This window comes from Endozoicomonas euniceicola, from assembly GCF_025562755.1.
GTDB classification, from domain to species: Bacteria; Pseudomonadota; Gammaproteobacteria; order Pseudomonadales; family Endozoicomonadaceae; genus Endozoicomonas_A; species Endozoicomonas_A euniceicola.
On record NZ_CP103300.1, the window covers coordinates 4,880,213 to 4,906,348 of the forward strand.

General features: G+C 49.2%; 24 protein-coding genes. 13 read left to right on the forward strand and 11 right to left on the reverse strand.

The window, feature by feature from the left end; genetic code table 11:
• Positions 1 to 380: 380 nt before the first annotated feature.
• From NX720_RS19750 to NX720_RS19775, 6 genes are all read right to left on the reverse strand, one after another.
• Positions 381 to 1,958 (reverse strand): AbgT family transporter, encoded by a 1,578-nt coding sequence (locus NX720_RS19750; RefSeq protein ID WP_262596934.1) that lies wholly within the window; start codon positions 1,956 to 1,958, stop codon positions 381 to 383.
• A 264-nt stretch (positions 1,959 to 2,222) separates the two neighbouring features.
• Positions 2,223 to 3,206, reverse strand: coding sequence for a murein tripeptide/oligopeptide ABC transporter ATP binding protein OppF (oppF, locus tag NX720_RS19755; protein WP_262596935.1), 984 nt, complete (start codon positions 3,204 to 3,206; stop codon positions 2,223 to 2,225).
• Positions 3,203 to 4,186 (reverse strand): oligopeptide ABC transporter ATP-binding protein OppD, encoded by a 984-nt coding sequence (gene oppD, locus NX720_RS19760; protein WP_262596937.1) that lies wholly within the window; start codon positions 4,184 to 4,186, stop codon positions 3,203 to 3,205. The genes oppF and oppD overlap by 4 nt, the downstream gene beginning before the upstream one ends.
• A 15-nt stretch (positions 4,187 to 4,201) precedes the next feature.
• Entirely contained in the window at positions 4,202 to 5,110 is a 909-nt protein-coding gene (gene oppC, locus NX720_RS19765) for an oligopeptide ABC transporter permease OppC (protein ID WP_262601616.1), read from the reverse strand.
• A 42-nt stretch (positions 5,111 to 5,152) separates the two neighbouring features.
• Entirely contained in the window at positions 5,153 to 6,079 is a 927-nt protein-coding gene (gene oppB, locus NX720_RS19770) for an oligopeptide ABC transporter permease OppB (protein ID WP_262596938.1), read from the reverse strand.
• Between the two features lie 86 nt (positions 6,080 to 6,165).
• Positions 6,166 to 7,803, reverse strand: a complete 1,638-nt coding sequence (locus NX720_RS19775; RefSeq protein ID WP_262596939.1) for a peptide ABC transporter substrate-binding protein — start codon at positions 7,801 to 7,803, stop codon at positions 6,166 to 6,168.
• A 655-nt stretch (positions 7,804 to 8,458) separates the two neighbouring features.
• Here NX720_RS19775 and NX720_RS19780 point away from each other — a divergent pair.
• The 3 genes from NX720_RS19780 (at position 8,459) to NX720_RS19790 (ending at position 11,145) form a co-directional block, all read left to right on the forward strand.
• On the forward strand, positions 8,459 to 8,854 hold the full coding sequence (locus tag NX720_RS19780) for a hypothetical protein (protein WP_262596941.1): 396 nt from the start codon (positions 8,459 to 8,461) through the stop codon (positions 8,852 to 8,854).
• Positions 8,855 to 9,048: 194 nt separating this feature from the next.
• On the forward strand, positions 9,049 to 9,543 hold the full coding sequence (locus NX720_RS19785) for a LabA-like NYN domain-containing protein (RefSeq protein ID WP_262596942.1): 495 nt from the start codon (positions 9,049 to 9,051) through the stop codon (positions 9,541 to 9,543).
• Between the two features lie 105 nt (positions 9,544 to 9,648).
• Entirely contained in the window at positions 9,649 to 11,145 is a 1,497-nt protein-coding gene (locus NX720_RS19790) for an aldehyde dehydrogenase (protein ID WP_262596943.1), read from the forward strand.
• Between the two features lie 25 nt (positions 11,146 to 11,170).
• Here NX720_RS19790 and NX720_RS19795 read toward each other — a convergent pair whose 3' ends face one another.
• Both NX720_RS19795 and NX720_RS19800 read right to left on the reverse strand, forming a co-directional pair.
• The gene (locus tag NX720_RS19795; RefSeq protein ID WP_262596945.1) at positions 11,171 to 11,539 is read right to left on the reverse strand and encodes an STAS domain-containing protein; all 369 of its coding nucleotides are present in this window, start codon (positions 11,537 to 11,539) and stop codon (positions 11,171 to 11,173) included.
• 197 nt (positions 11,540 to 11,736) lie between these two features.
• Positions 11,737 to 12,465 (reverse strand): NlpC/P60 family protein, encoded by a 729-nt coding sequence (locus NX720_RS19800; RefSeq protein WP_262596946.1) that lies wholly within the window; start codon positions 12,463 to 12,465, stop codon positions 11,737 to 11,739.
• 299 nt (positions 12,466 to 12,764) lie between these two features.
• Here NX720_RS19800 and eno point away from each other — a divergent pair, with 299 nt between their 5' ends.
• Positions 12,765 to 14,060 (forward strand): phosphopyruvate hydratase, encoded by a 1,296-nt coding sequence (eno, locus tag NX720_RS19805; RefSeq protein ID WP_262596947.1) that lies wholly within the window; start codon positions 12,765 to 12,767, stop codon positions 14,058 to 14,060.
• A 57-nt stretch (positions 14,061 to 14,117) separates the two neighbouring features.
• Here eno and NX720_RS19810 read toward each other — a convergent pair whose 3' ends face one another.
• Positions 14,118 to 14,513: a hypothetical protein gene (locus NX720_RS19810; RefSeq protein WP_262596949.1), complete on the reverse strand. Its 396-nt coding sequence runs from the start codon at positions 14,511 to 14,513 to the stop codon at positions 14,118 to 14,120.
• A gap of 68 nt (positions 14,514 to 14,581) precedes the next feature.
• Between NX720_RS19810 and NX720_RS19815 the strand changes: the two genes are divergently transcribed.
• Positions 14,582 to 15,691: a hypothetical protein gene (locus tag NX720_RS19815; protein ID WP_262596950.1), complete on the forward strand. Its 1,110-nt coding sequence runs from the start codon at positions 14,582 to 14,584 to the stop codon at positions 15,689 to 15,691.
• Positions 15,692 to 16,264: 573 nt separating this feature from the next.
• Positions 16,265 to 17,896: a glycosyl hydrolase family 18 protein gene (locus NX720_RS19820; protein ID WP_262596952.1), complete on the forward strand. Its 1,632-nt coding sequence runs from the start codon at positions 16,265 to 16,267 to the stop codon at positions 17,894 to 17,896.
• A 110-nt stretch (positions 17,897 to 18,006) separates the two neighbouring features.
• On the opposite strand, the gene NX720_RS19825 is transcribed toward NX720_RS19820, so the two are convergent.
• Entirely contained in the window at positions 18,007 to 19,332 is a 1,326-nt protein-coding gene (locus tag NX720_RS19825) for a uracil-xanthine permease family protein (RefSeq protein WP_262596953.1), read from the reverse strand.
• Between the two features lie 574 nt (positions 19,333 to 19,906).
• Here NX720_RS19825 and ygeW point away from each other — a divergent pair.
• The 3 genes from ygeW to NX720_RS19840 all read left to right on the forward strand — a co-directional run bounded on the left by ygeW (position 19,907) and on the right by NX720_RS19840 (position 23,677).
• Complete coding sequence (ygeW, locus tag NX720_RS19830; RefSeq protein ID WP_262596954.1) at positions 19,907 to 21,097, forward strand: knotted carbamoyltransferase YgeW; 1,191 nt, start codon at positions 19,907 to 19,909, stop codon at positions 21,095 to 21,097.
• A gap of 88 nt (positions 21,098 to 21,185) precedes the next feature.
• Complete coding sequence (dpaL, locus tag NX720_RS19835) at positions 21,186 to 22,379, forward strand: diaminopropionate ammonia-lyase (RefSeq protein WP_262596955.1); 1,194 nt, start codon at positions 21,186 to 21,188, stop codon at positions 22,377 to 22,379.
• A 74-nt stretch (positions 22,380 to 22,453) separates the two neighbouring features.
• The gene (locus NX720_RS19840) at positions 22,454 to 23,677 is read left to right on the forward strand and encodes a YgeY family selenium metabolism-linked hydrolase (RefSeq protein ID WP_262596956.1); all 1,224 of its coding nucleotides are present in this window, start codon (positions 22,454 to 22,456) and stop codon (positions 23,675 to 23,677) included.
• Positions 23,678 to 23,743: 66 nt separating this feature from the next.
• Here NX720_RS19840 and NX720_RS19845 read toward each other — a convergent pair whose 3' ends face one another.
• Positions 23,744 to 23,956, reverse strand: coding sequence for a hypothetical protein (locus tag NX720_RS19845; protein WP_262596957.1), 213 nt, complete (start codon positions 23,954 to 23,956; stop codon positions 23,744 to 23,746).
• A 177-nt stretch (positions 23,957 to 24,133) separates the two neighbouring features.
• Between NX720_RS19845 and hydA the strand changes: the two genes are divergently transcribed.
• The 4 genes from hydA (at position 24,134) to NX720_RS19865 (ending at position 26,073) form a co-directional block, all read left to right on the forward strand.
• Entirely contained in the window at positions 24,134 to 25,579 is a 1,446-nt protein-coding gene (hydA, locus tag NX720_RS19850; RefSeq protein WP_262596958.1) for a dihydropyrimidinase, read from the forward strand.
• A gap of 64 nt (positions 25,580 to 25,643) precedes the next feature.
• The gene (locus tag NX720_RS19855; protein ID WP_262601617.1) at positions 25,644 to 25,727 is read left to right on the forward strand and encodes a hypothetical protein; all 84 of its coding nucleotides are present in this window, start codon (positions 25,644 to 25,646) and stop codon (positions 25,725 to 25,727) included.
• Between the two features lie 8 nt (positions 25,728 to 25,735).
• The gene (locus NX720_RS19860; protein ID WP_262601618.1) at positions 25,736 to 25,873 is read left to right on the forward strand and encodes a hypothetical protein; all 138 of its coding nucleotides are present in this window, start codon (positions 25,736 to 25,738) and stop codon (positions 25,871 to 25,873) included.
• Entirely contained in the window at positions 25,870 to 26,073 is a 204-nt protein-coding gene (locus tag NX720_RS19865; RefSeq protein WP_262596959.1) for a 2Fe-2S iron-sulfur cluster-binding protein, read from the forward strand. Before NX720_RS19860 ends, NX720_RS19865 begins: the two co-directional genes overlap by 4 nt.
• The last annotated feature ends 63 nt before the right edge of the window (positions 26,074 to 26,136 follow it).

Sequence of the window (26,136 nt, forward strand, 5' to 3'; positions counted from 1 at the left end):
AATCGCAACATATGCCTGCTTTTTTTACCGGTATTTTTACCTGTAAAGGGGTCGGTTATCCGCTTCTCCCTCACCACAAGTCGTACGTGTCACGTGGCTTGTAATCCATGCGGTTCAACATGTTGCAGAAAAAGCGCTCTTTGGGAAATTAATGCTGGACATGATATTTACGTTACTCCCCTAAGCGCATTGTCAGAAACGCCCCTCAAAAAAACGCCCATGACCAGAATGATCATGGGCGTTTTTATTGAGAGCGCTACTTGTGCAGATGGCTGCTTAGGGGCGCAGCATTCAATAACTTACCGGGCTGTTGGCTTTTGGCTATTAGCTGCTCTTACAGCCAACAGCCAACAGCGGTATATTATGTTCTGCTGCTTCCCTTACAGCATCATCGCAGCGCCAGGACCCAGTGGCAGGTTCAGTACACTCCAGATAATAAACATCACAATCCAGCCTCCCAGGAAGAAGAAGGTGTACGGCATCATCATGGAGATCATCGTACCAATACCAATCTTCGGACCATTCTTCTCTTCATAGCGGGCCGCAAAACTGGCGATGATCGGGAAGTAAGTCATCAGTGGAGTGATGATGTTGGTGGTAGAGTCACCAATTCGGTAGGCTACCTGGGTGTACTCAGGGCTGAATCCCATCTGCATGAACATCGGGATAAACACCGGAGCCATAATCAGCCACTTGGAGCTGGCTCCACCCATAAACAGGTTAGTCACCGCAGCCAGAACCACCATGGCGACTGCCAGAGGAATACCGGTAAAACCAATCCCGTGCAGAATCTCTGCGCCGGAAACCGCCGCTACAATGCCAAGATTTGAGTAGGCAAAGTAAGACACAAACTGTGCAGAGACAAAAATAATCACCAGCACGCTGCCCATGGACGACATGGCCTTTATCAGACCTTTGACAATATCGTCAGGACTGGTAATGGTTTTGGCACCGTAACCATAGGCCACGCCGGGAATCAAAAAGGCAGCCGTCAGGAAAATGATAATGGACTGCATGAACGGTGAGTTACCCAGAATGCTACCGGTAGCCGGATCGCGCAAAGGTGCAGACTCTGGCAAAACCAGTGCTGCCACAATACCTGCCAGGGTCAGAAAAGCCCATTTGGCACGCTTCAGGCCCTGCAGTTCTTCAGGCGTCATCTGGTCAGCCTGCTTTGTCATCTCACCGTTATATTGACCCAGGCGGGGTTCAACGATCTTATCGGTAACAAAAGTACCCACCATGGTGATCAGGAATGTGGACACAAACATAAAGTAATAGTTTGCAACCGGGGTCACCATATAGGTCGGGTCAAGGATACGTGCCGCTTCCGTAGAGATACCGCCCAGCAGAGGGTCGGTAGAGCCGATCACCAGGTTAGCGGAGAAACCACCGGATACACCGGCAAACGCTGCTGCAATACCTGCCAGTGGGTGACGACCAAAGCTCATAAAGACAATGGCACCCAGAGGTACAAGAACAACATAACCCGCGTCGGATGCCACATTGGACATAATGCCAGCGAAGACCAGAATCGGTGTAATCAGTCGTTTAGGTGTCGCCAGCACAACACGCTTGAGCATGGCGCTGATAAGGCCGGAAGACTCTGCTACCCCAACACCCAGCATGGCCACCAGAATGGTGCCAAGCGCCGCATGACCGGTAAAGGCACGAATGGCATTGGTAAACATAAAACGAATGCCGTCTGCTGTCAGCAGGCTTTGAATGGTCACGGTGGTTGGCGTCAGTTCGCCGGTAGCCCGGTCCATAGCCTCGTAGGTTACCGATATGCCCAGCATGTTCAGAACGGCTGACAGAACAATGGTGCCTGCCGCAAAGTAGAAGAACATGATGATCGGATGAGGCAGGGCATTACCGCCTCGCTCGATAACATCCAGAAAACGCTGTAGCGCGCTTTTCTGTTTATTGTTGGCTATTGCGTTGACCGCTGTACTCATAAAAAATCCTGTTTTAATAGGCTGCCAGGGCAGCGGGCAATGCAGAGCAGAGGTGTGTTGTAATGTTGAAAATAAACTGCATTGATCAGGGAGCCGGAATTATTGAATTTTTATGCAGGATAAGGAGTAGGGAAAAACGGCAAAATAGCTGTGGATGGTATTGATTAATGTTAAATATATCGATCCATTGTCTTTTAGTTATCGGTATAAGTGCTGACTGCAAGTAGGTATAAGTTGCAGTCAGACTGGCTGTTCGTAACGACTTTATAGAGCCTTAGGGCAGGAAACGTAGTGTTCATTGCCTGCATCTAACGGGTGAGGACGCTGTTGGGCGCAACTTTTATCAGCAATAGGGCAGCGAGTTCTGAAAACACAGCCACTCGGCGGACTGATAGGCGACGGTAGATCACCTTCGAGTAGCTGAATTTTCTTGCTTTTTTCCAACTTTGGATCAGGAATCGGTACTGCTGAGAGCAACGCTTTGGTGTAAGGGTGACGAGGATCGTTGTAAATAGGCTCACCTCTGGCGGTTTCCACTTCGTTACCCAGATACATGACCAATACACGATCACTGATGTGTTTTACAACGCTCAGGTCGTGGGCAATAAATATCAGGGAGAGTCCTATTTCTTTCTGCAACTCTTTCAGCAGGTTGATGACCTGGGCCTGAATAGAAACGTCCAGTGCACTCACAGGCTCGTCACAAATCACCAGCTTTGGCTTCACAATCAGCGCCCGGGCAATACCAATCCGCTGGCACTGCCCACCAGAGAACTCATGGGGATAGCGGTTAATCACATTAGGCAACAGACCCACCCGGTTCATCATTTCACGAACCCTGGTTTTTACCTCATCCTTGCCCAGTTCCGGGTAATAGTTACGCAGCGGCTCAGCAATAATATCACCAAGGGTCATCCGTGGATTCAGGGAAGCCAGCGGGTCCTGAAAGATCATCTGGATATCCTTACGAACCTCGTTCATGCCTTTGTCAGACAAGCCGATCAGCTCTTTGTTTTGCCAGTGGATGCTGCCATCCGTGGCTTTTACCAGACCAATAATGGATCGGGCCAGGGTCGATTTACCGCAGCCGGACTCCCCTACGACACCCAGGGTTTCCCCTTCAAGTAAATCAAAACTTACCCCGTCCACCGCTTTCAAAACCGGTGACTTTTCCCAGGGCCAGCTTTTGGCCTTATGGATGGGAAAGTGAACTTTAACGTCGCGTACTTTTAAAATCGGGTCGGTCATGCGGCACTTCCTGCTAAAGGTGAATCCGGTGTCCAGAAGCAGGCTTTCTGACGTCCGGTACCGAAGGTTTCCAGGGGCGGGGCTTCCTGATAGCAGCGGGACTTAGCATTCAGGCAACGATCCTGGAAGGGGCAGCCGGTTGGCAGGCTAAGCAGGTTTGGCGGGTTGCCCGGAATCGTTGTTAACACTTCGCCCTGAGTATCCAGACGGGGAATAGCTTCCAGTAACCCACGGGAATAGGGGTGATGAGGGTCGTAAAACAGTTCATCCGTGGTGCCGTATTCCATAGTACGACCGGCGTACATGACCAGTACCTTGTTGCAGATACCGGCTATCACGCCAAGGTCGTGGGTGATCATGATAATGGCGGTATTGAACTCACTCTTCAGTTCGTTCAACAGATCCATGATCTGTGCCTGAACGGTGACATCCAGAGCCGTCGTCGGTTCGTCAGCAATCAGCAGCTTTGGACGACAGAGCAGGGCCATCGCAATCATTACCCGCTGTCGCATACCGCCAGAGAATTCGTGGGGGTACATCTGCATCCGCTTGCGGGCTTCCGGAATTTTCACCGCATCCAGCATCCTCACGGACTCTTCGAAAGCCTCTTTTTTGCTCATGCCTTTGTGGAGTTGCAGCACTTCCATCAGTTGCGGACCGATTTTCATGTAGGGATTCAGAGAGGTCATTGGATCCTGAAAGATCATGGCGATCTGTTCTGCGCGCACTTTATTCAACTCGGCTTCCGACAGACCAAGAATTTCACGGCCTTCAAATCTGGCAGAGCCTTCAATGATGCCGTTCTTTGCCAGTAAGCCCATTAAGGCAAAAGCGGTCTGACTTTTACCGGAACCCGATTCCCCCACCAGTCCCAGTGTTTCACCGGCCTTCAGGGAGAAGGTCATATTATTCACTGCGGTCACTTCACCGTCCGGCGTCGTGAATCTAACCCGGAGGTTATCTACCTCTAAAAGATTCATTAATACCTCCTTTTCTTAACGGTCTTTTGGGTCGAGGGCGTCACGCAGGCCATCGCCAATAAAATTAAAGCAGAACAGGGTGATGACCAGAAAGCTGGTTGGGAATGCCAGCTGCCAGACAGCCACTTCCATGGTTTGTGCTCCTTCGTTGACCAGGGCACCCCAGCTGGTCATGGGCTCCTGCACACCCAGACCGAGGAAACTCAGGAAGGATTCAAACAGAATCATGCCCGGCACCAGCAGAGATGCATACACCACGACAATGCCCAGCAGATTGGGAATCAGGTGACGGAAGATAATCTGGCGGGAGTTGGCACCGCTGATGATCGCTGCTTCAATAAATTCCTTACTTTTCAAACTCAGTGTCTGACCGCGAACAATACGTGCCATGTCCAGCCAGGACACCGCGCCAATAGCCACGAAGATCAGCAGAATGGAGCGACCAAAGAAGGTCACCATCAGGATCACCAGAAACATAAAGGGGAAAGACTGAAGAATTTCCAGGGTTCTCATCATGATATTATCGATACGACCGCCGAGGAAACCGGCCATAGAGCCATAAATCGTACCGATGGTGACAGCGACCAGCGCGCCCAGCGCACCGACCATAAACGAGATACGCCCCCCTTCCAGAGTGCGAACAAACATGTCCCGTCCCAGATAGTCAGTACCAAAGTAATGGCCATTTTCCATGGACGGAGCGGAAGCCATGTACGACCAGTCAATCTCGTCAAAAGCGAACTGACTGAACAGTGGGCCAAAGAATATCAGCACAGAGACCAGTCCCAGAATAATCAGACTGGCGACAGCGGCCTTGTTATTGAAAAAACGACGACGTGCGTCTGCCCAGAGGCTGCGACCTTCAACTTCCAGCTGGTCGGAAAAGTTTTCCAGCGCTTCCTGCGATTCACCTTTCATAACCATGCTATTCATCAAACTTTTATTCATTGTGGATGTCGCCATGAATCAGCCTCCCATCCGAATTTTAGGGTCGATCATTCCGTAGAGAATATCGACGACGGCGTTGAACAGGATGGTCAGCGAACCGATAATGATGGTCAGGCCCAGTACCAGAGAGTAGTCCCGGTTCAGAGCACCATTGACAAAGTGCTGACCAATACCCGGCAGGCCAAACACCGTTTCAATCACTACCGAGCCGGTAATGATGCCGACAAAGGCAGGCCCAAGATAAGAAACCACTGGCAGCAACGCCGGTTTCAGGGCATGGCGCAGAATAATCTTATGCTTCGGCAGACCTTTAGCCCGACAGGTGCGGATAAAGTTACTGTTCATGGTTTCAATCATGCTGGAACGCATGATTCTGGCGACGGCTGCAATATAAAGAATGGTCATCGCCGCTACCGGTAGCACCATATTCTCCCAACTACCCCCATTCCAGCCACCGGCGGGAAGCCAGCCCAGGGCGATGGAGAAAATCAGTACCATCAGCGGTGCTATCACGAACGAGGGCAGTACTACACCAATCATGGAAAAGGTCATAACGGTATAGTCGATCCATGAGTTCTGTTTTAGTGCGGCAATGGTTCCCAGGCTGACACCGACCAGTACCGTAATCACAAAGGCGATGGAGCCTATGGTCAAGGACACCGGGAAGCTCTGTGCCACCAGTTCATTAACGGTGTAGTCCTTATATTTGAAAGACGGACCCAGGTCACCGTGTAGCAAGTCGTTCAGGTAGTAAACAAACTGTTGCCACAAGGGCTCGTCCAGGTGGTACTTGGCCTCAAGGTTGGCGAGGATTTCCGGCGGCATATTGAAGTCACCGGTAAAGGGGCTGCCGGGTGCCATCTGCATCAAAAAGAAGGACAAAGCGATGAGAATAAACAGCGTTGGGATGGCAATGGCAAAGCGCTTTAAAGCGAATGTAAACATTTATACACCTTCGTGATTCACTCCAGAGTCATCAACCCAGTGTGGCGGGTACATCCGCCACGGAGGGTTGAAAACACCAAGGGTACTTATTGTTTGATGATGTAGAGATCTCTGGTATAGATGTTGTCCTCTACATTTTTGGTGGTGTAGCCGCCTACATGAGGCTTAACCAGACGACTGGTGACGTACTGGTAGATCGGTGCCAAAGGCATTCCTTCAGCCAGCAGATTTTCTGCTTCTACATACAGGGCTTCACGTTCTTTATCGGAAGTCACAGTGCGGGACTTATTCATTAACGCGTCATACTGATCATTAAGCCACTTACCGTCGTTCTGACCGTGGGTGGACATCTTCAGGTCCAGCATGGTGGAAGGTTCATTATAGTCACCCAGCCAGCCTGCACGGGAAACATCAAATTTGCCGTCGTTCTTGGTGTCCAGGAACGTTTTCCATTCCTGATTTTCCAGCGTGGTCTGAACGCCCAGGGATTTCCACATGTAGGAAATAGCGACCGCGATGTCTTTATGGGCTTCGCTGGTGTTGTAGAGCAGGTTCAGTTTCAGGGGATTGCTCTTGTTATAACCTGCCTCTTCCAACAGCTGCTTCGCTTTTGCGTTACGCTCATTTTGAGTCAGCTGGCTGTAGTCTGTTGCGGGCGGAGTAAAACCGGCTACCGCACCCGGAGTAAAGGTATAAGCGGGAATCTGCCCTTGTTTGGTGATGTTTTTGGTGATCGCGTCACGGTTGATCGCATAAGACAGCGCCTTACGTACACGAACATCGTCGAATGGTTTTACCTGGGTGTTGAACTCGTAATAGTAAGTACCCAGCTGGGGGCTGGTCTTGATTTCTTCAGGAATTTCTTTTTGCAGAGCGCTGAAGTGTTTGGATGGAATGACATAGGTCATGTCCAGCTCGCCAGCCTTGTAACGATTCAGTTCCGCTGTCTCAGATACGATGGGTAAATGGGTGACTTTATTGATCACGGTTTCCCTGTCGTTCCAGTAACCCCTGTTACGCTTCAGAACGATACGCTCGTTGACTACCCATTGATCCAGAACGTAAGGGCCGTTGGAAACAATGTTTTCCACACGGGTCCACTGATCGCCGTGTTTCTTTACCACCTTCGTTGGAACCGGGAACATCGTCTGGTGCGCCAGCATTTTAATGAAGTAAGGCACGGGCTTTTCCAGGGTCACCCGGAACGTTTTGCTGTCCAACGCTTTTACGCCGAGGGAGTCCACCGCTGCTTTGCCTGCAATAATGTCGGAAGCATTGATAATGGTTGGAATTTCTACGTACCAGGCATAACGGGAAGCCGTGGCCGGATCAACCGCACGCTGGAAGGCGAAGACAAAATCTTCAGCGGTAACCGGATCACCGTTGGACCAGTTGGCGTCGTCGCGAATCTTGAAGGTGAAGACTTTGTTATCTTCAGAAACTTCCCAACTTTCAGCCTGAGCTGGAATAGTATTGCCTTCCAGGTCTTGTGTAACCAGCCCTTCAAACAGGTCTCGAACCACAGCGGCTCCTGAAACTTCTTCCACCTTTTGAGGATCCAGGGAAGCAGGTTCGGCACCGTTACCGCGCACCAGTTCCTGAACATCAGCCAGCTGAGTGCCTGCGGGAACGAACGCTGCGTTAGCGGTAGTGGCTGCAATGGTTGCAGCTAACGTTAACGCTGGTATTCCAGCCAGTGACAGAGCCTTGGATGGCTTCTTCATGTTACATATCTCCCATAATGGATGCCGTCTGTTAAATAGCATCTGATCATTTTTTTTAGATGGATTTTCTGATTTATTGTGGGCGTGTGGGCACTTTGGCAGGAGTATGGATTTCTGTGGCTATCACAGAGATCAATACTGCGACAAACGGTACACAACCTTACGCGCATCCGTTTGTTTCTGATTATTTGACCAACAGGTACTACACAAACCCTGCTTATAATGCTCTTTCTCTTCGTTTGCAATGGTTCCACGCTAGTGGAAAACCGAACCGTGGTAGCGGTTTTTGGAATATAACTTAAGTTTAATTTTGAGATCAAGGTTGAAAAAGTACCGGTCAGCCTGATCTTAAGCGGTAAGGCACTCAGTCAGTAAATCACTTGATCCAGGTCAATACTATTACGGAGTGGCCGAAGGGAAGCAGGCATTATTCTGCACAGTCCGACGTTCTCCTTAATTAAAATAAAACTGTCATTATTGAGCGTTAATTAACTCGAATTAACGTCATTCAACAGGTATTAATACAACGTAGAAAGTCTTTATATTTCAATAGTTAAAATGTTATCTGTTTTTTGTCATTGTATGACTCATATCAAATTTATTCTTTAAAAATAAAGTAAGAATCGAGCGACCAAACATTTACGGGGGAAGCGTGATGAGCCGGGAACAAGGCAAGCTATTCGGGGTTGTGCCATACCTTGAAAACTTACGGGAAGAATTTGAGCGCAATCTGGATATTCAATTCAGGGATGAGTTGGATGAGCGTGACAATCGCTCAACCAATTTGCAGCTGGACTGCAACGGGGTGCTTATTCAGGTAAAGCGCAGGCATACCGCTCCCCGACGATTCAAAATTGATTTACAGGCGTTGACTTCAAAGCAGGAAGACAGGGAACATCTGAGCTACATTGCTGATAAAATCGGCTGTGTTGTCAGGGAAGAGGGTAAATACGCCAAACTGAATATCTTTGATCAGTTTGTAGCGGTTGAAGAAGCGGTTCCGGTGCTGGGGGGCCTGTATGAATCCATTAACGCGATTGATGCGGCTTGACTTTAGCTGTTGGCCTTTGGCTTTTAGCTTTTAGCTTTTAGCTGTTAGCTTTTAGTTGAACAGCCAACAGCCAACAGCCAACAGCCAACAGCCAACAGCCAACAGCCAACAGCCAACAGCCAACAGCCAACAGCTGCGGCTGTCTTCCTGCTATGCTTCCTATCTGGATAAACGCTAACGACAAGGTCTTATTAATGGAAACAGTTGTGCTGCTGGTTGACGTGCAGAATATTTATTACACCACCAGAAGCTTTTATCAGTGCAATTTTGACTATAACGCTTTCTGGGCAGAGGTCACGCAGGGGCGTAAAGTCAGCAAGGCGATTGCCTACGCCATTGACCGTGGTGATGAAAAACAACGACAGTTTCAGCGAATCCTGAGAGCCATTGGTTTTGAGGTGAAACTGAAACCCTTTATCCAGCGTAGCGATGGTTCCGCTAAAGGCGACTGGGATGTGGGCATTACGCTGGATGCCATTGAATATGGCGCTCAGGCTGACAGACTGGTCCTGGCTTCAGGTGATGGTGACTTCGACCTGCTGGTTAAAAAGTTACAGGATCGTTTTGAAACCCAGGTGGATGTTTTTGGTGTACCCGCTTTAACAGCCAGCTCACTGATGGATGCTGCCACAAATTTTGTTCCCATCGATGAAAAGCTCCTGTTATCTCCGGCGTTACGTCAACGCTGAATACCGGGGTCAGAAGTTTGCTGGTGTCGTACCGTTGATTAAATTGTGATCCTCGCCTTTAATGAGATTTCTTGCAGGATAAAAACATTCCAGTGTGGAGGTCGCATGAGCAACTTGACGCGTTCCGAATGGGAAGCCATGGCCGACAGTCTCTCAATCAATGGCAGGGCGTGGATCAATGGCGGGTATACCCATGCCGAATCCGGAGAAACCTTCGATTGCCAGTCGCCGGTGGACGGGCGTCACCTGGTCAAAGTAGCCAGCTGTGATTCCGCCGATGTTGACAGAGCCGTGACGGTTGCCCGCACAACCTTTGAATCAGGCGAGTGGTCAAGGCTGTCTCCGGCCAAACGCAAAGACATCCTGCAGGCTTTTGCTAAACGGATGGAAAACCATGCTCAGGAATTGGCCCTGCTGGAAACGCTGGATATGGGCAAACCCATTTCGGAAGCTTTGAATGATGATATCCCCGGCAGTATCAACTGTATCCGCTGGTGTGCCGAAGCCATTGATAAACTATACGACGAAGTAGCACCTACTGGGGACAATGTACTGGGTCTGGTGACTCGTGAACCCATTGGCGTTGTTGCTGCTGTGGTGCCCTGGAATTTCCCGTTGAATATGGCCTGCTGGAAACTGGGACCGGCACTGGCAGCGGGTAACAGTGTGATTCTGAAACCTTCTGAAAAGTCTCCACTGACGGCGATTCGTATTGCAGAACTGGCGGAGCAGGCAGGGCTGCCCAAAGGTGTTATACAGGTGCTGCCCGGCTTTGGTCATACGGCGGGTAAAGCCCTGGCACAGCATAACGATGTGGACTGTATTGCTTTTACCGGATCGACGGCTGTTGCTAAGCAGTTGCAGGTGTATGCGGGTGAATCCAATATGAAACGGGTCTGGCTGGAAGCGGGCGGGAAAAGTCCACAAATTGTTTTTGCCGACTGTGAAAATCTGGATAAAGCTGCCAGTGTGGCTGCTATGGCGATTGGCTATAACCAGGGAGAGGTTTGCACAGCGGCTTCCCGGCTGCTGGTGGAACGCAGTATTTATGATGACTTTATGGTGTTAGTGAAGCAGCATATGCACGACTGGCATCCGGGCCACCCTCTCGACCCTGAAACCCGGTCGGGTGCCATGGTCGATCAGATTCAGACGACAAAGGTTTTGGAGTATATTGAAGCGGGTCAGCAAGGCGGTGCAAGACTGACCTTCGGTGGCCGGCAGATAATGCAGGAAACCGGTGGTTTTTATATTGAACCGACCGTGTTTGAGGGGGTTGATAACTCAATGCCCATTGCCCGGGAAGAAATTTTTGGCCCGGTGCTTTCAGCCATTGTATTTGATAGTGAAGAAGAAGCGATTCAGATTGCCAATGATACGATATACGGTCTTGGCGCTGCGCTCTGGACAGACAATCTGAGCAGGGCGCACAGAGTGGCAAAACGGCTGCGTTCCGGTTCGGTGTTTGTGAATAATTACCACGGCGGGGATATGACCGTTCCCTTTGGTGGTTTCAAACAGTCTGGTATTGGCCGTGACAAGTCGTTACATGCCTTTGACAAATACACCGAGCTGAAAACCACCTTGATAACGTTGACCTGATTGTCTTTGAGGTGTTGTTTTCCAGCTAACTGGCATTTTTCAGTTCAGCTTCTCTTTCATAAAGCAGGGCTTCTGCTTCATCGACATCTTTGACAATGGCTATGTATCGGGATATACCGCAGAGCCTGAGCAGAGAGTTAATGGCAGAAGGCACGTTGCACAGGGTCAGACTATGAAATCGTGACAGCTGGTTTCTGGCGTTCATCAACACACGCAGTCCTTCTGAACTGATGCTGGACAGATGCGAACAGTCCAGAACCAGATGACGGTTGCCTTCAAAAGTGGCTGATTCCAGCGCCCGGTCAAGCATCTCTGCCGAGCTGGCGTCAACCTTGCCTTCAATTTCTACCAGTGTGTAGTGGTAGTGGTCTTCCAGATTAATGGATAGGGCCATGATTTACTCCTTCCATGGGGCTTTTCCTTAACTGGTGGCAATCTTACAGAGTACTTTTAAAAGCTGGTATAACCAGGCTGTTAGTCACACTGACAGAGTGAATCCCTGCCATTCAGCTGTATATGATTTCACTTTGTCGCTGGCGATATTCGGCGGTTCCGCCCCCCCGCAATAAATGAGTTTTCAGGGAGCCCGGATTAATAGGCTGATGTTGAAGCCCCGCCGCATGCACCGGCATCTGGTGGTGGGTGGTTATTATCCCCATATGAGTTGGTACCCTTAAATACAAGAATACTGCTATGAAGTCCCGGCCCATAAAAATCATCTGCGGCTTGGATTGTATGAAAGAGAATCTCCGATAATCCAAATTTACTTATATAAATTCCATGTGAAATGTATAAGGCCAGATGAACCACTTTTCCGCTATCATCTCTCATAGCAACCACGTCACCGGGTTCAATATCTTTTTTTTTAACAGTAAAATACTTCATTGTGACATTTGATTGTTGAGTGATACCTGTCTTCAAAAAATAACAGAATTGGAGGCAGGTCATTGTTCGGTCTAACAATGTGTTGGGGTTGTTTGTTAATAGCTGAAAAAATCGATCCTGCACTTCTTCAGAAAGAGTAAGTTCATTATAACCATCGTCATCAAAACCTGAAAAAATGAAACGAACTTCCCTGTCATTTTGACCTGCTTCTATTAAACATTCTTCAGAAAGGCTGTGGGGGAGTTTGTCATATGTAATACCATTCCCTAACTGAACTTGATAGATAGGTAATACCTTAAGCCCTGCACCAAATGAAAAATCAAAATTAATTTGCTGATTTATTATTCGAATGGTAACCGCCCATAAATCCTGTGAATAAGCCAGAAAACAAACCGTGAGGAAAAAGCAACGGATTTTATTTAGTAATGAATGCACAACCTACCCATCCAATTCATGATTTAATTTTATGCACTGCCTTTTCAAGCCCACGACTGGCAATGTAGCCACCAATCCCCACTTGTACAATGGAAAAAAGTTTCAGCTCCAGCCCTGATGAGAGGTCAGGAGCTGACCAGCCTAACCAGCGACAAACGACCAAGGCCGTAAAAACCAGCATCACAACAGGTCGCCAGCTTCTTTGCGGCCAGCCTTCACTCCGGGCTTCAGGTTTGATTGTGTACCAATTACCAGCTGCTACTTCTATATTTAATTATCTCTAAGTGGAGGTAACGCTCATGGATTTCGAAATTAACGGTCTGAATGCCCGTGAAATTCTTGATTCCAGAGGAAACCCTACCGTTGAGGTGGAGTGCAGCCTGATCAATGGTATTTCTGCGAGGGCTTCCGTACCGTCTGGCGCCAGTACGGGCTCCAGAGAAGCGGTTGAACTGAGGGATAATGAAGAGGGGCGATATTCAGGTAAAGGGGTACAAAAGGCTGTTGAGCTGATCAATACCGAAATAACAGAGCATTTTTACGGAGCCAATGTCCGGGATCAGTCCTGGATTGATAATCAGCTCATACAACTGGATGGCACCCCGGATAAATCACGTTTAGGCGCTAATGCCATTCTGGGGGTCTCTCTGGCTACCGCAAGAGCAGCAGCCACCGCTGTGCAATTACCGCTTTATCAGTATATTGGCGGAATCAGCGCTAACCTTCTGCCTGTTCCCTGCCTGAACATTATGAATGGCGGGGTTCATAGTCGCTGGCAGGGCGCTGACTTTCAGGAGTATATGATTGCGCCCTATGGAGCTGATACGTTTATCGATGCCATGCGCTGGGCCAGTGAAATTTATCATGCCCTTCGAGCCGTATTGCTGGAGAAAGGGCATCATGTCGGCGTCGGGGATGAAGGTGGATTTGCGCCTCAGGTTGGTTCCAACAGGGAGCCGCTGGAGCTGATGATTGCCGGTATTGAGAAAACCGGGCTGAAACCGGGCAAGGACGTTGGTCTCTGCATTGATCCGGCGTCGTCTGAGTTTTACAAAGACGGGAAGTATCACCTTCGTACCGAGAAACGGTCGCTCACTGCTGAAGCAATGACGGACTATTATCGGGAACTGATTGACGCCTTTCCGATCATTCTGCTGGAAGACGGTCTGGCTGAAGACGACTGGGAAGGCTGGACAGTGCTTAATGATGCCCTGGGCGACCGGGTTGAGATTGTGGGTGACGATATCTTTGTCACCAATGTTGAATATATTGCCAGGGGGATAGAGCAGGAAGCCGCCAATTCAGCACTCATTAAGTTGAATCAGATTGGTACGCTAACAGAAACCGTGGATGCGGTGCATCTTTGCCACAGCTGCGGCTGGGGGGCTTTTGTGTCGCACCGTAGTGGTGAGACCATGGATACTTTTATTGCTGACCTGACTGTGGCACTGGGAACCGGGCATATGAAAACCGGTGCCCCCTGTCGCGGCGAACGGATAGAAAAATACAATCAGTTGATGCGGATTGAGGAAGAACTGGGCGATATGGCGGAGTATGCGGGTAAGGATGCCTTTGTTCGTCCGGTTGAGTGGTAAGAATCATGTTCAGCCAGCGCTTTATATCTCTATTTCTGACGGGGATTGCATTACTGCTTATCCGCTGAGCGCACGATCGCCCAATTGCCCGACATCAGAAAAGCTGAAGTCGGTACCGTTGGGCGATCTGTTTTTCCAGTTTCTTTGTTGTTTTTTATCCCCAGCCTCCTCATAAAGCCCTGCCAAAGCTGTTTTACCGCGCCTCCTGAGGTTGTGCGGGCACTCGAAGAAGCTCAGATACAACGGAAGCTTCACTTGTGATATACCCCGATGAGGGCGCAGCCAGAATCGCAAAAGTGACCAAAACCCTTCCATCGTGTTCACATCAACTTCATGGAAGCCATGACGGCCTTCACTGACGTATATTCTTACAGTCGAGTACTGTCTGAAACGCTTCACGAACTGGCTGATGCGCCAGGCATGGCACGGAATAAACGGTTTGGGCTGGTGCATTTTTCCGTGAACTTTCTGCGAAGATCAAGGTCATATAGGTGAAATAACTTATACAGGGACTATATAGAATGGACGCCATTCGATCTGATCAAGCTGTGAATTACCGGCTGTCAGGAGCCGCAACTCCTCCTTCAACGGCTGAAACATCAAAAGAACGTGAACCAGAAAGACAAAACCCTGAACTCAGTGTTGTGCAAGATGTTACGCCGACCGCCGGAATAAAAAGACACTTTGCCGTTACTTTTGGTCGTACTCAGCCAAATACCAACAGGTTGGCGCAATTAATGGAAAGCCTTAACTCAAGTCTTGCTCAAACGAAGCTACCCGTCAGGGAAAAGCAAGTGATTTTGCAATTTCTTAACCTGATAAACGACACCATTAATTCTCTTCAGATAGCTGAAACCCCGGAGTTAGCTTTGACGAAAACATTCGCAAAGAAAGTGATAGAGGACGTCATCAAAAATCCAAACATTCCAGAGCATCTGCAAAAATCCGTCGATCTTCTTTTTTCTTATTTCCGAGTCTGCAAGTTCTTTGATTACTTTATGTATGGGAGCGTGGATCAAAAGCTTTGTCGTGATCTTGCAAATTTCCTATCGACGATCCCTGAAAAGGAGCCACTGGAAGTCATGGCTGGAGCCGGCTGGCTGCAAAAAGGTCTGAAAGATCAGGGGGTGCAGACTCGATCCACTGACAGCTTCAAACTTCTCGAGTCAGATTTATACATTGATCAGGCGCTGGCTCATGAATTATCCATAACTACAGGAATGAAGGAGCATGTTAAGGATTTTGAGGTTATCGAGGGAGCATCAATAGAAAAAATGGATGCTTTGGCAGCACTGGAAGCTAGCAGTAGTCGAGTTGTTATTATATGCTGGCCTGATTTCCGTTGCGAAGACCTGATTTATGAAATTTTGGAACACTGCCACAAAAATCAGAAAATGATTATCCATATTGCAAAAAAAGACGAAAACTTGAGTAATTTACTTATTCGCGCAAAACGGCCAGCTGAGAGAAATAGCTTTATTCCTGTGAAAGATGCGCCTTCTTCCCATGCACACCTTGAAAAACTCAGCATTGGCTTCTGGAAACAAGTCCCCGAGTGGTTTAAGGCTCTTAAAAAAACAGCAGAAAAAGACCCACGACCTGACTTCAGGATCCGACACTTCGAGCCATAACGGATATAGGTAAATGTTCCGGCCTTCTCAGACCGAAATAACACAGTGAAAGCGAGCATCAGTACTTTCTGATTGAGTCGCTTTCCGTTCAATTTCAGCTAAATTCCACTACTCATCCAGCCGTGAGTCTTGTCGGCGGTACGCCCGGATAGCTAACATACCCGGAAGCATCCCGGGTAACAGCTGGTCAAGCCAGATGCCCCAGATCAATCCAACGCAACGGGGTTAATTTCATATTGGAAAAACTAGCTCTTGTTGCATCTGAAAGTTCTGCTAAACTGAGCACGTCGTATACTATTACCCTCAACTCACTATTCCTCACTTACTGAACTTACGGCTTTCGCCCTGTTTAGGGGCGTTCCTGATCCTGATCAATTTTCCTCAGAGAAAAGCTCACCTATACATCATGCTGGCATAAAAGCAGCTGCCCTGTTAGGTGCTTCATCGTGTTTCGTGTGTCTTGCACGAAAAAACAGAGACTCCGAAATACTCTTTTCCCGAATGCTCTGGAGGTAACTCAAGATGCTTCAACTAAAGACAAAGATATCTACTATTGCTGCATCAGCTGCATTTATGTGCAGCAGCAGTTTGATTTTTGCCGATGAAGATGTTCCGCCTGGAGAGAGTTATAAAACTGAACAACACACTGCAACAGCAACAGAACCTGACGGCAGCTGGGTCGGAGGCTATTATTCCAACTGGTCCTACTGGCGCGGCGGTGGTTATACCAAAGATCTCTCAGCAATCCAAAAAGCCGCTGGATCGGCCAATTACATGGTCTATGCCTTCCTTGGCATTACCACAAACAAAACGCTCAGGGACAAAAAGCCACTATACAACGGTGTAACCGTATTAAACGACCAGCAACAAGGGCTACCTGGCACAATAGTTGATCCTGAAGCGCTGGCACAAAAGATCAGAACAGGACAATCAACATACTGTCCTGCCTATCCGGAAGATGCCAGTGCCTGCAGCGAATCCTATGCGATCACTTACATGGAACGTTATGCAAAGGCTTCGATGAATAGGACTATTTTAATGGCCTCTGTTGGTGGTTGGAGCTATACCCAACGCTTTAATGAGTTTTACAAGGATTACACAGCCGATCCGAAGGTGATAAGCCGCTTTCTCACTTCAACTGAAAACTGGCTTAAGGGTCATCCTCAATTCAGCGGTATCAGTATTGACTGGGAATACCCTGGTTATGGGCATAGTGAAAACCAGGAAGGGCATGAGGGTGAAGGAAAGTTATATACAGAGATGATCACTCAACTGCGCATTATGCTCGACAAACTGGGAGCGGCCAATAACAAGCGCTACTATATGTCAACAGCCATTGTTGCTTCTGTTAAGAAGGCAAAAGGGCAGGCAAGACAGGGGGTTGACTGGCAAAAAGTTGCCAAAAACGTCGACTGGTTTGATCTGTTGGCTTTTGACCTCCATGGCGAGTTTGACGCAGGCGCGCCAAAAGATCAGGCCATCGCCAAAAGTATGAGTGGACCCGACGAGCTGCAGGAAGTCATCGATTACTATATCCAAACCGAAAAAATTCCTGCCCATAAAATCATTCTGGGCATGCCTGCCTATGCACGCGAAATGCTGGTTGCAGATAAGCCAACTGACTCAAATAAACAGGGTTATCGTGGCAATTTGCAATATCCTGTTTTTGAGGGTTACGCAGAAGCGTTTAAAAACGCCTATTACCAGGACAATCCAAACTACTTCGACTATCAGGACAACCCAAATCCCGAGCCCTACTACCCTGTCGGCGGTATGGTAGACTTCACCGGTGCCTATGATTACCAGTGCTTCCTTAGCAGTGTTACCGGTGGTAAAGCCACTAACAACTGCCTAACTCTCAACAAAATGGATAACAGAGGCGCACTGGGACAGCTTCCTCCCGACGAATTAACACTGAGTTATCCAGAGCCTGAAATAGCCTGGCTGTCAGGAAACGAAAAAAATGTTGCTGCCAACTTTGATGCCGCACCTTCATCAGGTGCACCTTACCCTGCCTATCCAGTGTTTACCTTAGACACCCAGGAAGTAGTCAAAGAAAAAGCAGGTAAGCTGGTCAGGGCCAACAAGCTGGGGGGGATGTGGTTTTGGGAGCTAACAGGAGATGCCCTGAAAAGTCCCGAATATTCCCTGTTCTTAGAGGCCTGCAAAGAACTTGGCCGTAATGGAAAGTGCCTGACTGATTAAAGGCATTGGCAATCCTGCCCCGTAGTCCTTTCAAAAGGCTTTTTCAGCCCATAACGACACTGGGAATGCTGTGTCGTTATGGGTGACCTTCAAACACCCCACGCCGACTATCAATGCCTTTCAGAAGCAACCGCCAAAGCTTCTTTTGCCGATGCGCTGTCCGGCAAAACGAGATTGGCAATAACCGTCACAATCGCACCAAGAGCCACCCCGTTACCACACACCATTTTCACCAGGTCCGGCAACTCATTCACAATTTCAGGTCGATAGGTGACCGTCAGGCCGGCCGCTATACCCAGGGCAAGCACCATGGTGTTACGGCGGGAGAAATCGATTTTTTTCAGAATGCCAATACCACCGGCGAGAATCATACCGAACATGATCACGCCTGCTCCGCCAATCACCGGCTCAGGCACACTGACAATCAGGGCACCAAACTTTGGCAGCAGTCCGGCAGCAATCAGGATGCCACCGGAGAATGCCACCACATAACGACTGGCTACACCGGTAATACCCACAACACCAATATTCTGACTGAATGAGGTGGTCGCCATGGAATTGAATACGCCAGCCAGCGCACTGCTTAAACCTTCACAGCGAATACCAGCACTCAGACGTTTATTGTCCAGTTCGGTATCACAATAGTTAGACAGGGCAAGGTAATCGCCAACAGACTCCACCATGGAAACGATATATACAACACACATGGCAAGAATAGCTCCCGTGTGAAACTCAATACCAAAATGAAGCGGGTTGGGAATAGCGACCACGGCCGCCTCAGTCACCGGAGTCAAATCCAGCAAACCAAGGGCAAACCAGAGCAGGTAGCCAATAATCAGACCAATCAGGATGGAAGCTGAGGAGATAAACCCGGAAAACCACTGGTTAAAAAACACAACCAGTAAAAACACCACGCCACCCACACCCAGATACATCAGGCTACCGTAGTCTTCAGCGCCCTTTCCTCCAGCCAGCCAGTCCACCGCCACAGGAAAAATCGTCATACCAATCAGGCAAACAACCGTTCCGGTCACCACCGGCGGAAAAAACTTTCTTATGCGATGAATATAGAAACTCAGAAAGACCTCAAACAGTCCGCCCGCGACAGTGGCACCCACCACCGCCGCAAAACCGTATTGAAACCCGATCGTTATAGACACTCCCACAAAAGCAAAGCTAGTCCCCTGAATAACAGGCAGTTTCGCCCCCAGCTTAAGCGGAGCAAACCCCAATCCCTGAATCATACTGCCAACGCCGGACATCAGCATGGAAGCATTCACCAGAATAACCGTTTCCTGTATGGAAAAACCCAGCACCGAAGCCACCACCAGCGGTGCGCCAATGATTCCCGGTAGTGCAGAGAGAAGATGCTGTAAACCCAGAATAAGGCTTTTTACAAGAGGAGGGCGATCATCAAGCTTATAATACAATTCCATATTACCTCCGTATTGCCTGAGCCAACAATCAACGCAGCAAACTGAACGAAAGCATTGATGAAATCAGGCCAGGCAACCGTTATTTTTTTTATTAAGACGATCTCACCGGACACCATAATCAATGGCAATGACTTTTTTTTTGATACAGATCATAAACAGCAAAACAATATCAAACAAAACCGGCAGTGAAATATTCAGCATTTTATTTTTTCATTTTGATTCTTACTCTGTTTTTATTATCAAACTGATCGAACGGCTTTTAATAATTAAAATTACAGCAACAACTTTTCCTCACAATAAAATAAACCACCTACAAAGCAGAGTCATAACTCATTGTTTTATATAATATTTCCAATAATAAAATCAAACAGAGATACCAGTAACACAAACTGGCACGCATCTTGTTATATACGACAACAGAAGCAGAGTAAAAATAAAACAAGACGAAGTCTCACAAACTCTTATTCAAAAAAAATAAAACAGTAAGTAGCCGAAACTCCAATCAAGCCGGCAACTGATTTTTATGCAAAAAAAGAACAATTCAATGTTCTAATTAACAACAAAGGACCATTCCATGACAAATTATCAGGACCTCATTGAAGAAATCAAAAAGCTGGACTCCGAGCTGCACACAAAAGACTTTCTGTTGACCTGGGAACAATCCACCGACGAACTGAAACAGGTATTAAATGTCGCAGAAGCTTTACGCCTGCTGCGCAACGAAAACATTTCCACCAAAGTATTCGACAGTGGTCTGGGGGTTTCACTGTTCCGGGACAACTCTACCCGCACCCGTTTCTCTTATGCTTCCGCCTGTAACATGCTGGGGCTGGCCGTACAGGACCTGGATGAAGGCAAGTCACAGATTGCCCATGGCGAAACCGTTCGGGAAACCGCCAACATGATCTCTTTCTGTGCTGACGTCATCGGTATTCGTGATGATATGTACCTGGGCTATGGCAACCAGTATATGCGTGAAGTGGGTGACGCACTGGACTTCGGTAAAGAACAGGAAGTACTGGCTCAGCGGCCGGGTGTCGTTAATCTGCAGTGCGACATTGATCACCCTACCCAGAGTATGGCTGACCTGGCCTGGCTGAAAGAGCACTTCGGCTCCCTGGAAAACCTCAAGGGTAAGAAAATCGCCATGACCTGGGCTTATTCCCCAAGCTACGGCAAGCCGCTGTCTGTACCTCAGGGCATTATCGGCCTGATGACCCGTTTTGGTATGGACGTTACGCTGGCGCACCCTGAAGGCTATGAATTGATTCCGGAAGTGGTTGAAACCGCTGCAAAACAGGCAGAAGAAAGTGGTGGCAGCTTCAGGCAGGTCGCCTCTATGGAAGAAGCCTTTGAAGGCGCTGACATCGTCTATCCAAAATCCTGGGCGCCTTACCATGTTATGGGCAAGCGCACGGAACTGCTGAAAGCAAACGACCAGGAAGGCTTAAAGGCTCTGGAAAAAGAGTGTCTTGAGCAAAACGCCCGGCATAAAGACTGGCACTGCACCGAAGACATGATGAAACTCACCAAAGAAGGCGAAGCCCTTTACATGCACTGCCTGCCTGCGGACATTACCGGCGTATCCTGCGAAGAAGGTGAAGTGACGGAAGGCGTCTTTAACAAGTACCTGGTCGACACTTACAAGGAAGCTGGCTGGAAACCATTCATCATTGCTTCCATGATCCTTAACCGTAAATTTGGCAACCCTGACGTGGTGCTGGAAAAGCTCATGGAAAAAGGCAAGCGTCGTGTAGACGGCTGATCTTTATATGGATGCCCCCGGGTACTGCTTCCTGTGCCCGGGGGAACTTCGGGAACACTCCGGGGGCAGAATGATTCAGGAGTAAAACGTGTCAACATTTTCATTATCACTGCAACAAAAAGACAACCCGTTTTTTACCGGCCAGTCGTCTTCTTTGTTCAGCACCGGGGTCGCCAGAACCGTTCTCGGCTTTCATCAACAGATCGACGCTTATAAGCCCACCCCGCTGGTCGCCCTTGACCATCTGGCAAAAGAGCTGGGCATCGGCAAAATTCTGGTCAAGGATGAGTCCTACCGGTTTGACCTGAATGCTTTCAAGGTGCTTGGGGGCTCCTATGCCATTGCCCGGTGCGTCTGCCAGAAACAGGGTATCACCCTGGATGAATTCAGCTTCGACAGTTTAAAAGGTCAGGAGCCGGTCACATTCGCAACAGCGACCGATGGCAACCACGGTCGAGGAGTGGCCTGGGCAGCGCAACAGCTGGGACAGAAAGCTGTCGTTTATATGCCAAAAGGCGCCGCAAAAGAGCGTGTCGATAATATCATCAAGCTGGGAGCTGAATGCATTGTCACCGACCTGAACTATGACGACGCTGTTCGCCTGGCCTGCAAAAACGCCGACGACAACGGTTGGCTGATGGTTCAGGATACCGCCTGGGAAGGCTACACCGAAATCCCCGCCTGGATTATGCAGGGCTATATGACCATGGCGTCGGAAGCCTGCGACCAGCTTGAAGCTTTGGGTATTACCCAGCCTACTCATACTATTTTGCAGGCCGGTGTGGGTGCACTTGCCGGTGGCGCGATGGGCTACCTCGCCAACCGCTACGGTGCCGACACCTTTACCGGCATTGTGGCAGAGCCCGACAAGGCTGACTGCATTTACCAGTCTGGCTGCCACCCTGACGGTGCTGCCGTTAATGTAACCGGTGATCTGGACACGATTATGGCCGGTCTGGCCTGCGGTGAACCCAACCCGATGGGGTGGGAAATTCTCAAAAGCTGCAGCCGCCATTTCCTTTCTGTAGAAGACAAAGTCGCTGCACTGGGTATGCGCATTCTGGGCAACCCGCTGCCAGGGGATGACGTGGTGATTTCGGGTGAATCCGGCGCTATTGGTATCGGCCTGCTGTATGCCATTGCCAGACATCCGGATGCCGCGCGCATCATGGAGTCGTTAAAACTCGATGAACATTCTGTCGTATTGCTGTTCAACACTGAAGGCGACACCGACCCGGTAAATTACCGTGACGTGGTCTGGGAAGGCAAATACGCTGTTTAAAACCGACCGAATCCATTTATAAAAAGATTGAGTTATAAAAATATCAAGTTATAAAAAAGAGTAGGAATACAACAATGACAACCGATCTGAAACTCCCTTTTGCTGACGTCCTGAAAAAGGCTGAAGAGTACAAACCTGAAATGACCCGCTTTCTTCGGGATATGATTGCCATTCCCAGCGAGTCCTGCGACGAAGAAAAAGTCGTACTGCGCATCAAGGAAGAAATGGAAAAAGTAGGTTTCGACAAAGTTGAAATCGACCCCCAGGGTAATGTGCTGGGCACCATTGGTCATGGTAAGCACGTGATTGCCATGGATGCCCATATTGACACCGTGGGCGTCGGCAATATGGACAACTGGACCTTTGACCCTTACGAAGGCTATGAAGACGAAGAGACCATTGGTGGCCGGGGCGCATCCGACCAGGAAGGCGGCATGGCTTCCATGGTCTATGCCGGCAAGATCATCAAGGACCTGGGTCTGGAAGACGACTACACCCTGGTGGTTACCGGTACCGTTCAGGAAGAAGACTGCGACGGTTTATGCTGGCAGTACATTATTAACGAGTCTGGCCTGAAGCCAGAGTTTGTGGTGAGTACCGAGCCTACCGACTGCAATATCTACCGTGGTCAGCGTGGCCGTATGGAAATCCGTGTCGAAGTCAGCGGCGTAAGCTGTCACGGCTCCGCGCCTGAGCGTGGTGATAACGCTATTTTCAAGATGGGTCCGATCCTGAATGAGATCAAGGAACTGTCAACACGTCTGGGCGATGATGAATTTTTGGGCAAAGGCACTCTGACGGTCTCTGAAATTTTCTTCTCCTCCCCAAGCCGTTGTGCCGTAGCGGATGGCTGCGCTATCTCCATCGACCGTCGTCTGACATGGGGTGAAACCTGGGAAGGTGCGCTGGAAGAAATTCGTGCTCTGCCTGCGGTTAAGGAAGCTAAAGCAGAAGTCAGTATGTACAACTATGACCGTCCAGCCTATACCGGTCTGGTGTATGAAACCGAATGCTACTTCCCCGCCTGGGTGATCGACGAAGACCACCTGGTAACAAAAACGACTGAAGCCTGCTATGAGCTGTTGTTTGATGAGAAGCCACTGGTTGATAAGTGGACTTTCTCTACCAATGGCGTAGCCATCATGGGTCGTTACAACATTCCGGTTATTGGTTTCGGTCCGGGCAAGGAACCTGAAGCTCATGCGCCCAACGAAAAAACCTGGAAAGACCATCTGGTGAAGTGTGCGGCCATGTACGCTGTGATTCCGGGCATGTACTTGCATAACCTGAAGAAGTAATTCGTTTAACCCAGAGTTCACCCGCTGCCGGGGGCAGTCGGGTAGAACGAGTTGGCGGGTGGCGTGTTACTTGCTGGCGAGATTGTTGACGATCTGGATGAGGAGTTCTTCGATTGTGTTGAAGCGTTTATTGTTCTCCCTTTTTTGATCCTGAAGCTCTTTTTTCAGATCAAATTGCTCCTTCAGAATCAGTGCAACAGTGCCTTCGATTCCAGTGAGAACCTGATCCCAGTGGACACGGTTTTCTTCCAGCTCTAGGACTCTTGCCTCAAGGCTCATACTGCATACCTTTCTTGTTTGTTGTAGGGAGCTTGAGCATAGCAGAGAATAAGGAAAAGACACCTGACAACACGTAAACCATACAGCAACCGGAACTCCCCAGGAGTTCTGGTTGCCTTACCCGTAACCATCACTCGCCAGTGGTTACCGGTAAGGTAACCAGACAAGGTAAAGATCATGTCCGTTCTTATTAAAAACGCCACACTGGTTAATGCCGATGCCAGTGAACAGTCCGATGTTTTCATCAATAACGGTCTTATTGAACGGATAGAGCCCGACATTCACTCTGCGGATGTTAACTTGTCTGCCTCCAGCCCCGTCGAAGTGATAGACGCCAGCGGCAAATACATTATCCCCGGTGGGGTGGATGTTCATACCCACTTCAATATTGACGTTGGCATTGCCCAAAGCTGCGATGATTTTTACAGCGGCACCGTCTCCGCGGCCTGCGGGGGAACAACCACCATCATTGACCATATGGGCTTTGGTCCTGCAGGCTGCTCCCTGCATCACCAGCTGGAACGCTACCATGAGTACGCCTGCGACAGTGCGGTGATTGATTACAGTTTTCACGGCACAATCCAGCATATTGACGACAGTATTCTGGATGAAATGGAATCCATGGTGCTGGATGAGGGTATATCCAGCTTTAAACTTTACCTGACTTACGGCTTTAAGTTAGACGACACTGAAGTACTGGCCGCCCTGTCCCGGTTAAACCAGTTAAACGCCCTGACCTGTGTGCATCCTGAAAACGACGGAGCCATCCGTTTCCTGAAAAACAGAATGCTGGCAAGAGGTTTAAAAGACCCTATCTATCATGCGCTCAGCCGCCCTCCGGAGTGCGAGGCAGAAGCTGTTGGTCGTATGATTAATCTGGCGGTGCTGGCTGGCGATGCCCCTGTCTATATCGTGCACCTGTCCAATGGTATTGGCCTTGAATATATCCGTCAGGCACACCAGCGTGGGCAGCCTGTCTTTGCAGAAACCTGCCCACAATACCTGCAACTGGATATCAATCGTTACAATGAAACCTGCTCCGGCGATTTCCCTGCGGATCAGGGGTTAAAGTACATCATGAGCCCGCCCCTGCGGGACAGCGACCACCTCAAACAGTTATGGCATGGGTTGCAGGATGGCACCATCAGCACCGTTGCCACCGACCACTGCGCTTTTACCATGGAACAGAAACGGGCTGGCCGTGACGGTTTTCAATATTGTCCCAACGGTATGCCCGGTGTTGAGAACCGGATACCACTGATGTTCTCTGAGGGAGTGATGAAAGGTCGGCTGTCCATCAACCACTTCGTCGATCTGGTCAGCACCAAACCGGCTCAGCTGTTTGGCCTTTACCCGCGCAAAGGGGTCATCGCTGAAGGTTCTGACGCCGACCTGGTCATTATTGACCCTGACTGTGAAGTGACCCTGAGCCAGAGCCAGATGCACAGTCGCTCCGACTATTGCCCCTTCGAAGGTATGACCTTGCAGGGTTACCCGGTGATGACCCTGTCCAGGGGCAAGATCATTGTACGCAATGGTGTGTTCAAAGGGCTGGCGGGTGATGGCGAATTTATCCCGAGAGAAACCCTGAATCGTTGTTTTCGCTACTGGAACAGGAGCTGATTATGAGCATTGGGTACTCTGAACAACGGCTGGACAGCTGGGGGTTCCATTTTCTGCTGTGCATGTGGTATCTGTCCAGGATACTGATGTGACACCTTTTGATCCGGGCTCCTTCGCTTCCCGGCAAACCTATGTGACCATACCCTGATTGAAGATATTGCCAGTCTTGTACTAAAAGATTTAAGCCCCAGAAATTCCTGGCGTGCCGCCAAAGATTTTCGTGAGCATATCATCAGAACTCTGGCTCGCCGGGTTGTTACGGAAGCCATTGTCAGAACCGGAGGTTCACTATGAAGCAGATGATTTGCTGTCAGCTTAATGGAAAGCCCACAGAGCTGCTTGTGGATACACGACAGTCACTGCTTGAAGCCCTGAGGGAACACGGGCTGACTGGCACTATTCGCCAGGAGCATGCCGGAAACCTTTGCCGCTGTACGGGTTATCAAAACATTGTTGATGCCGCGATTAATGCAGTCAATGCAGCTCAGGAATAGCAGGAACAGCGAGTAGATGCTATTGCCAGAATTATCTTAAGGAACGTCACATACGTCTAAGAT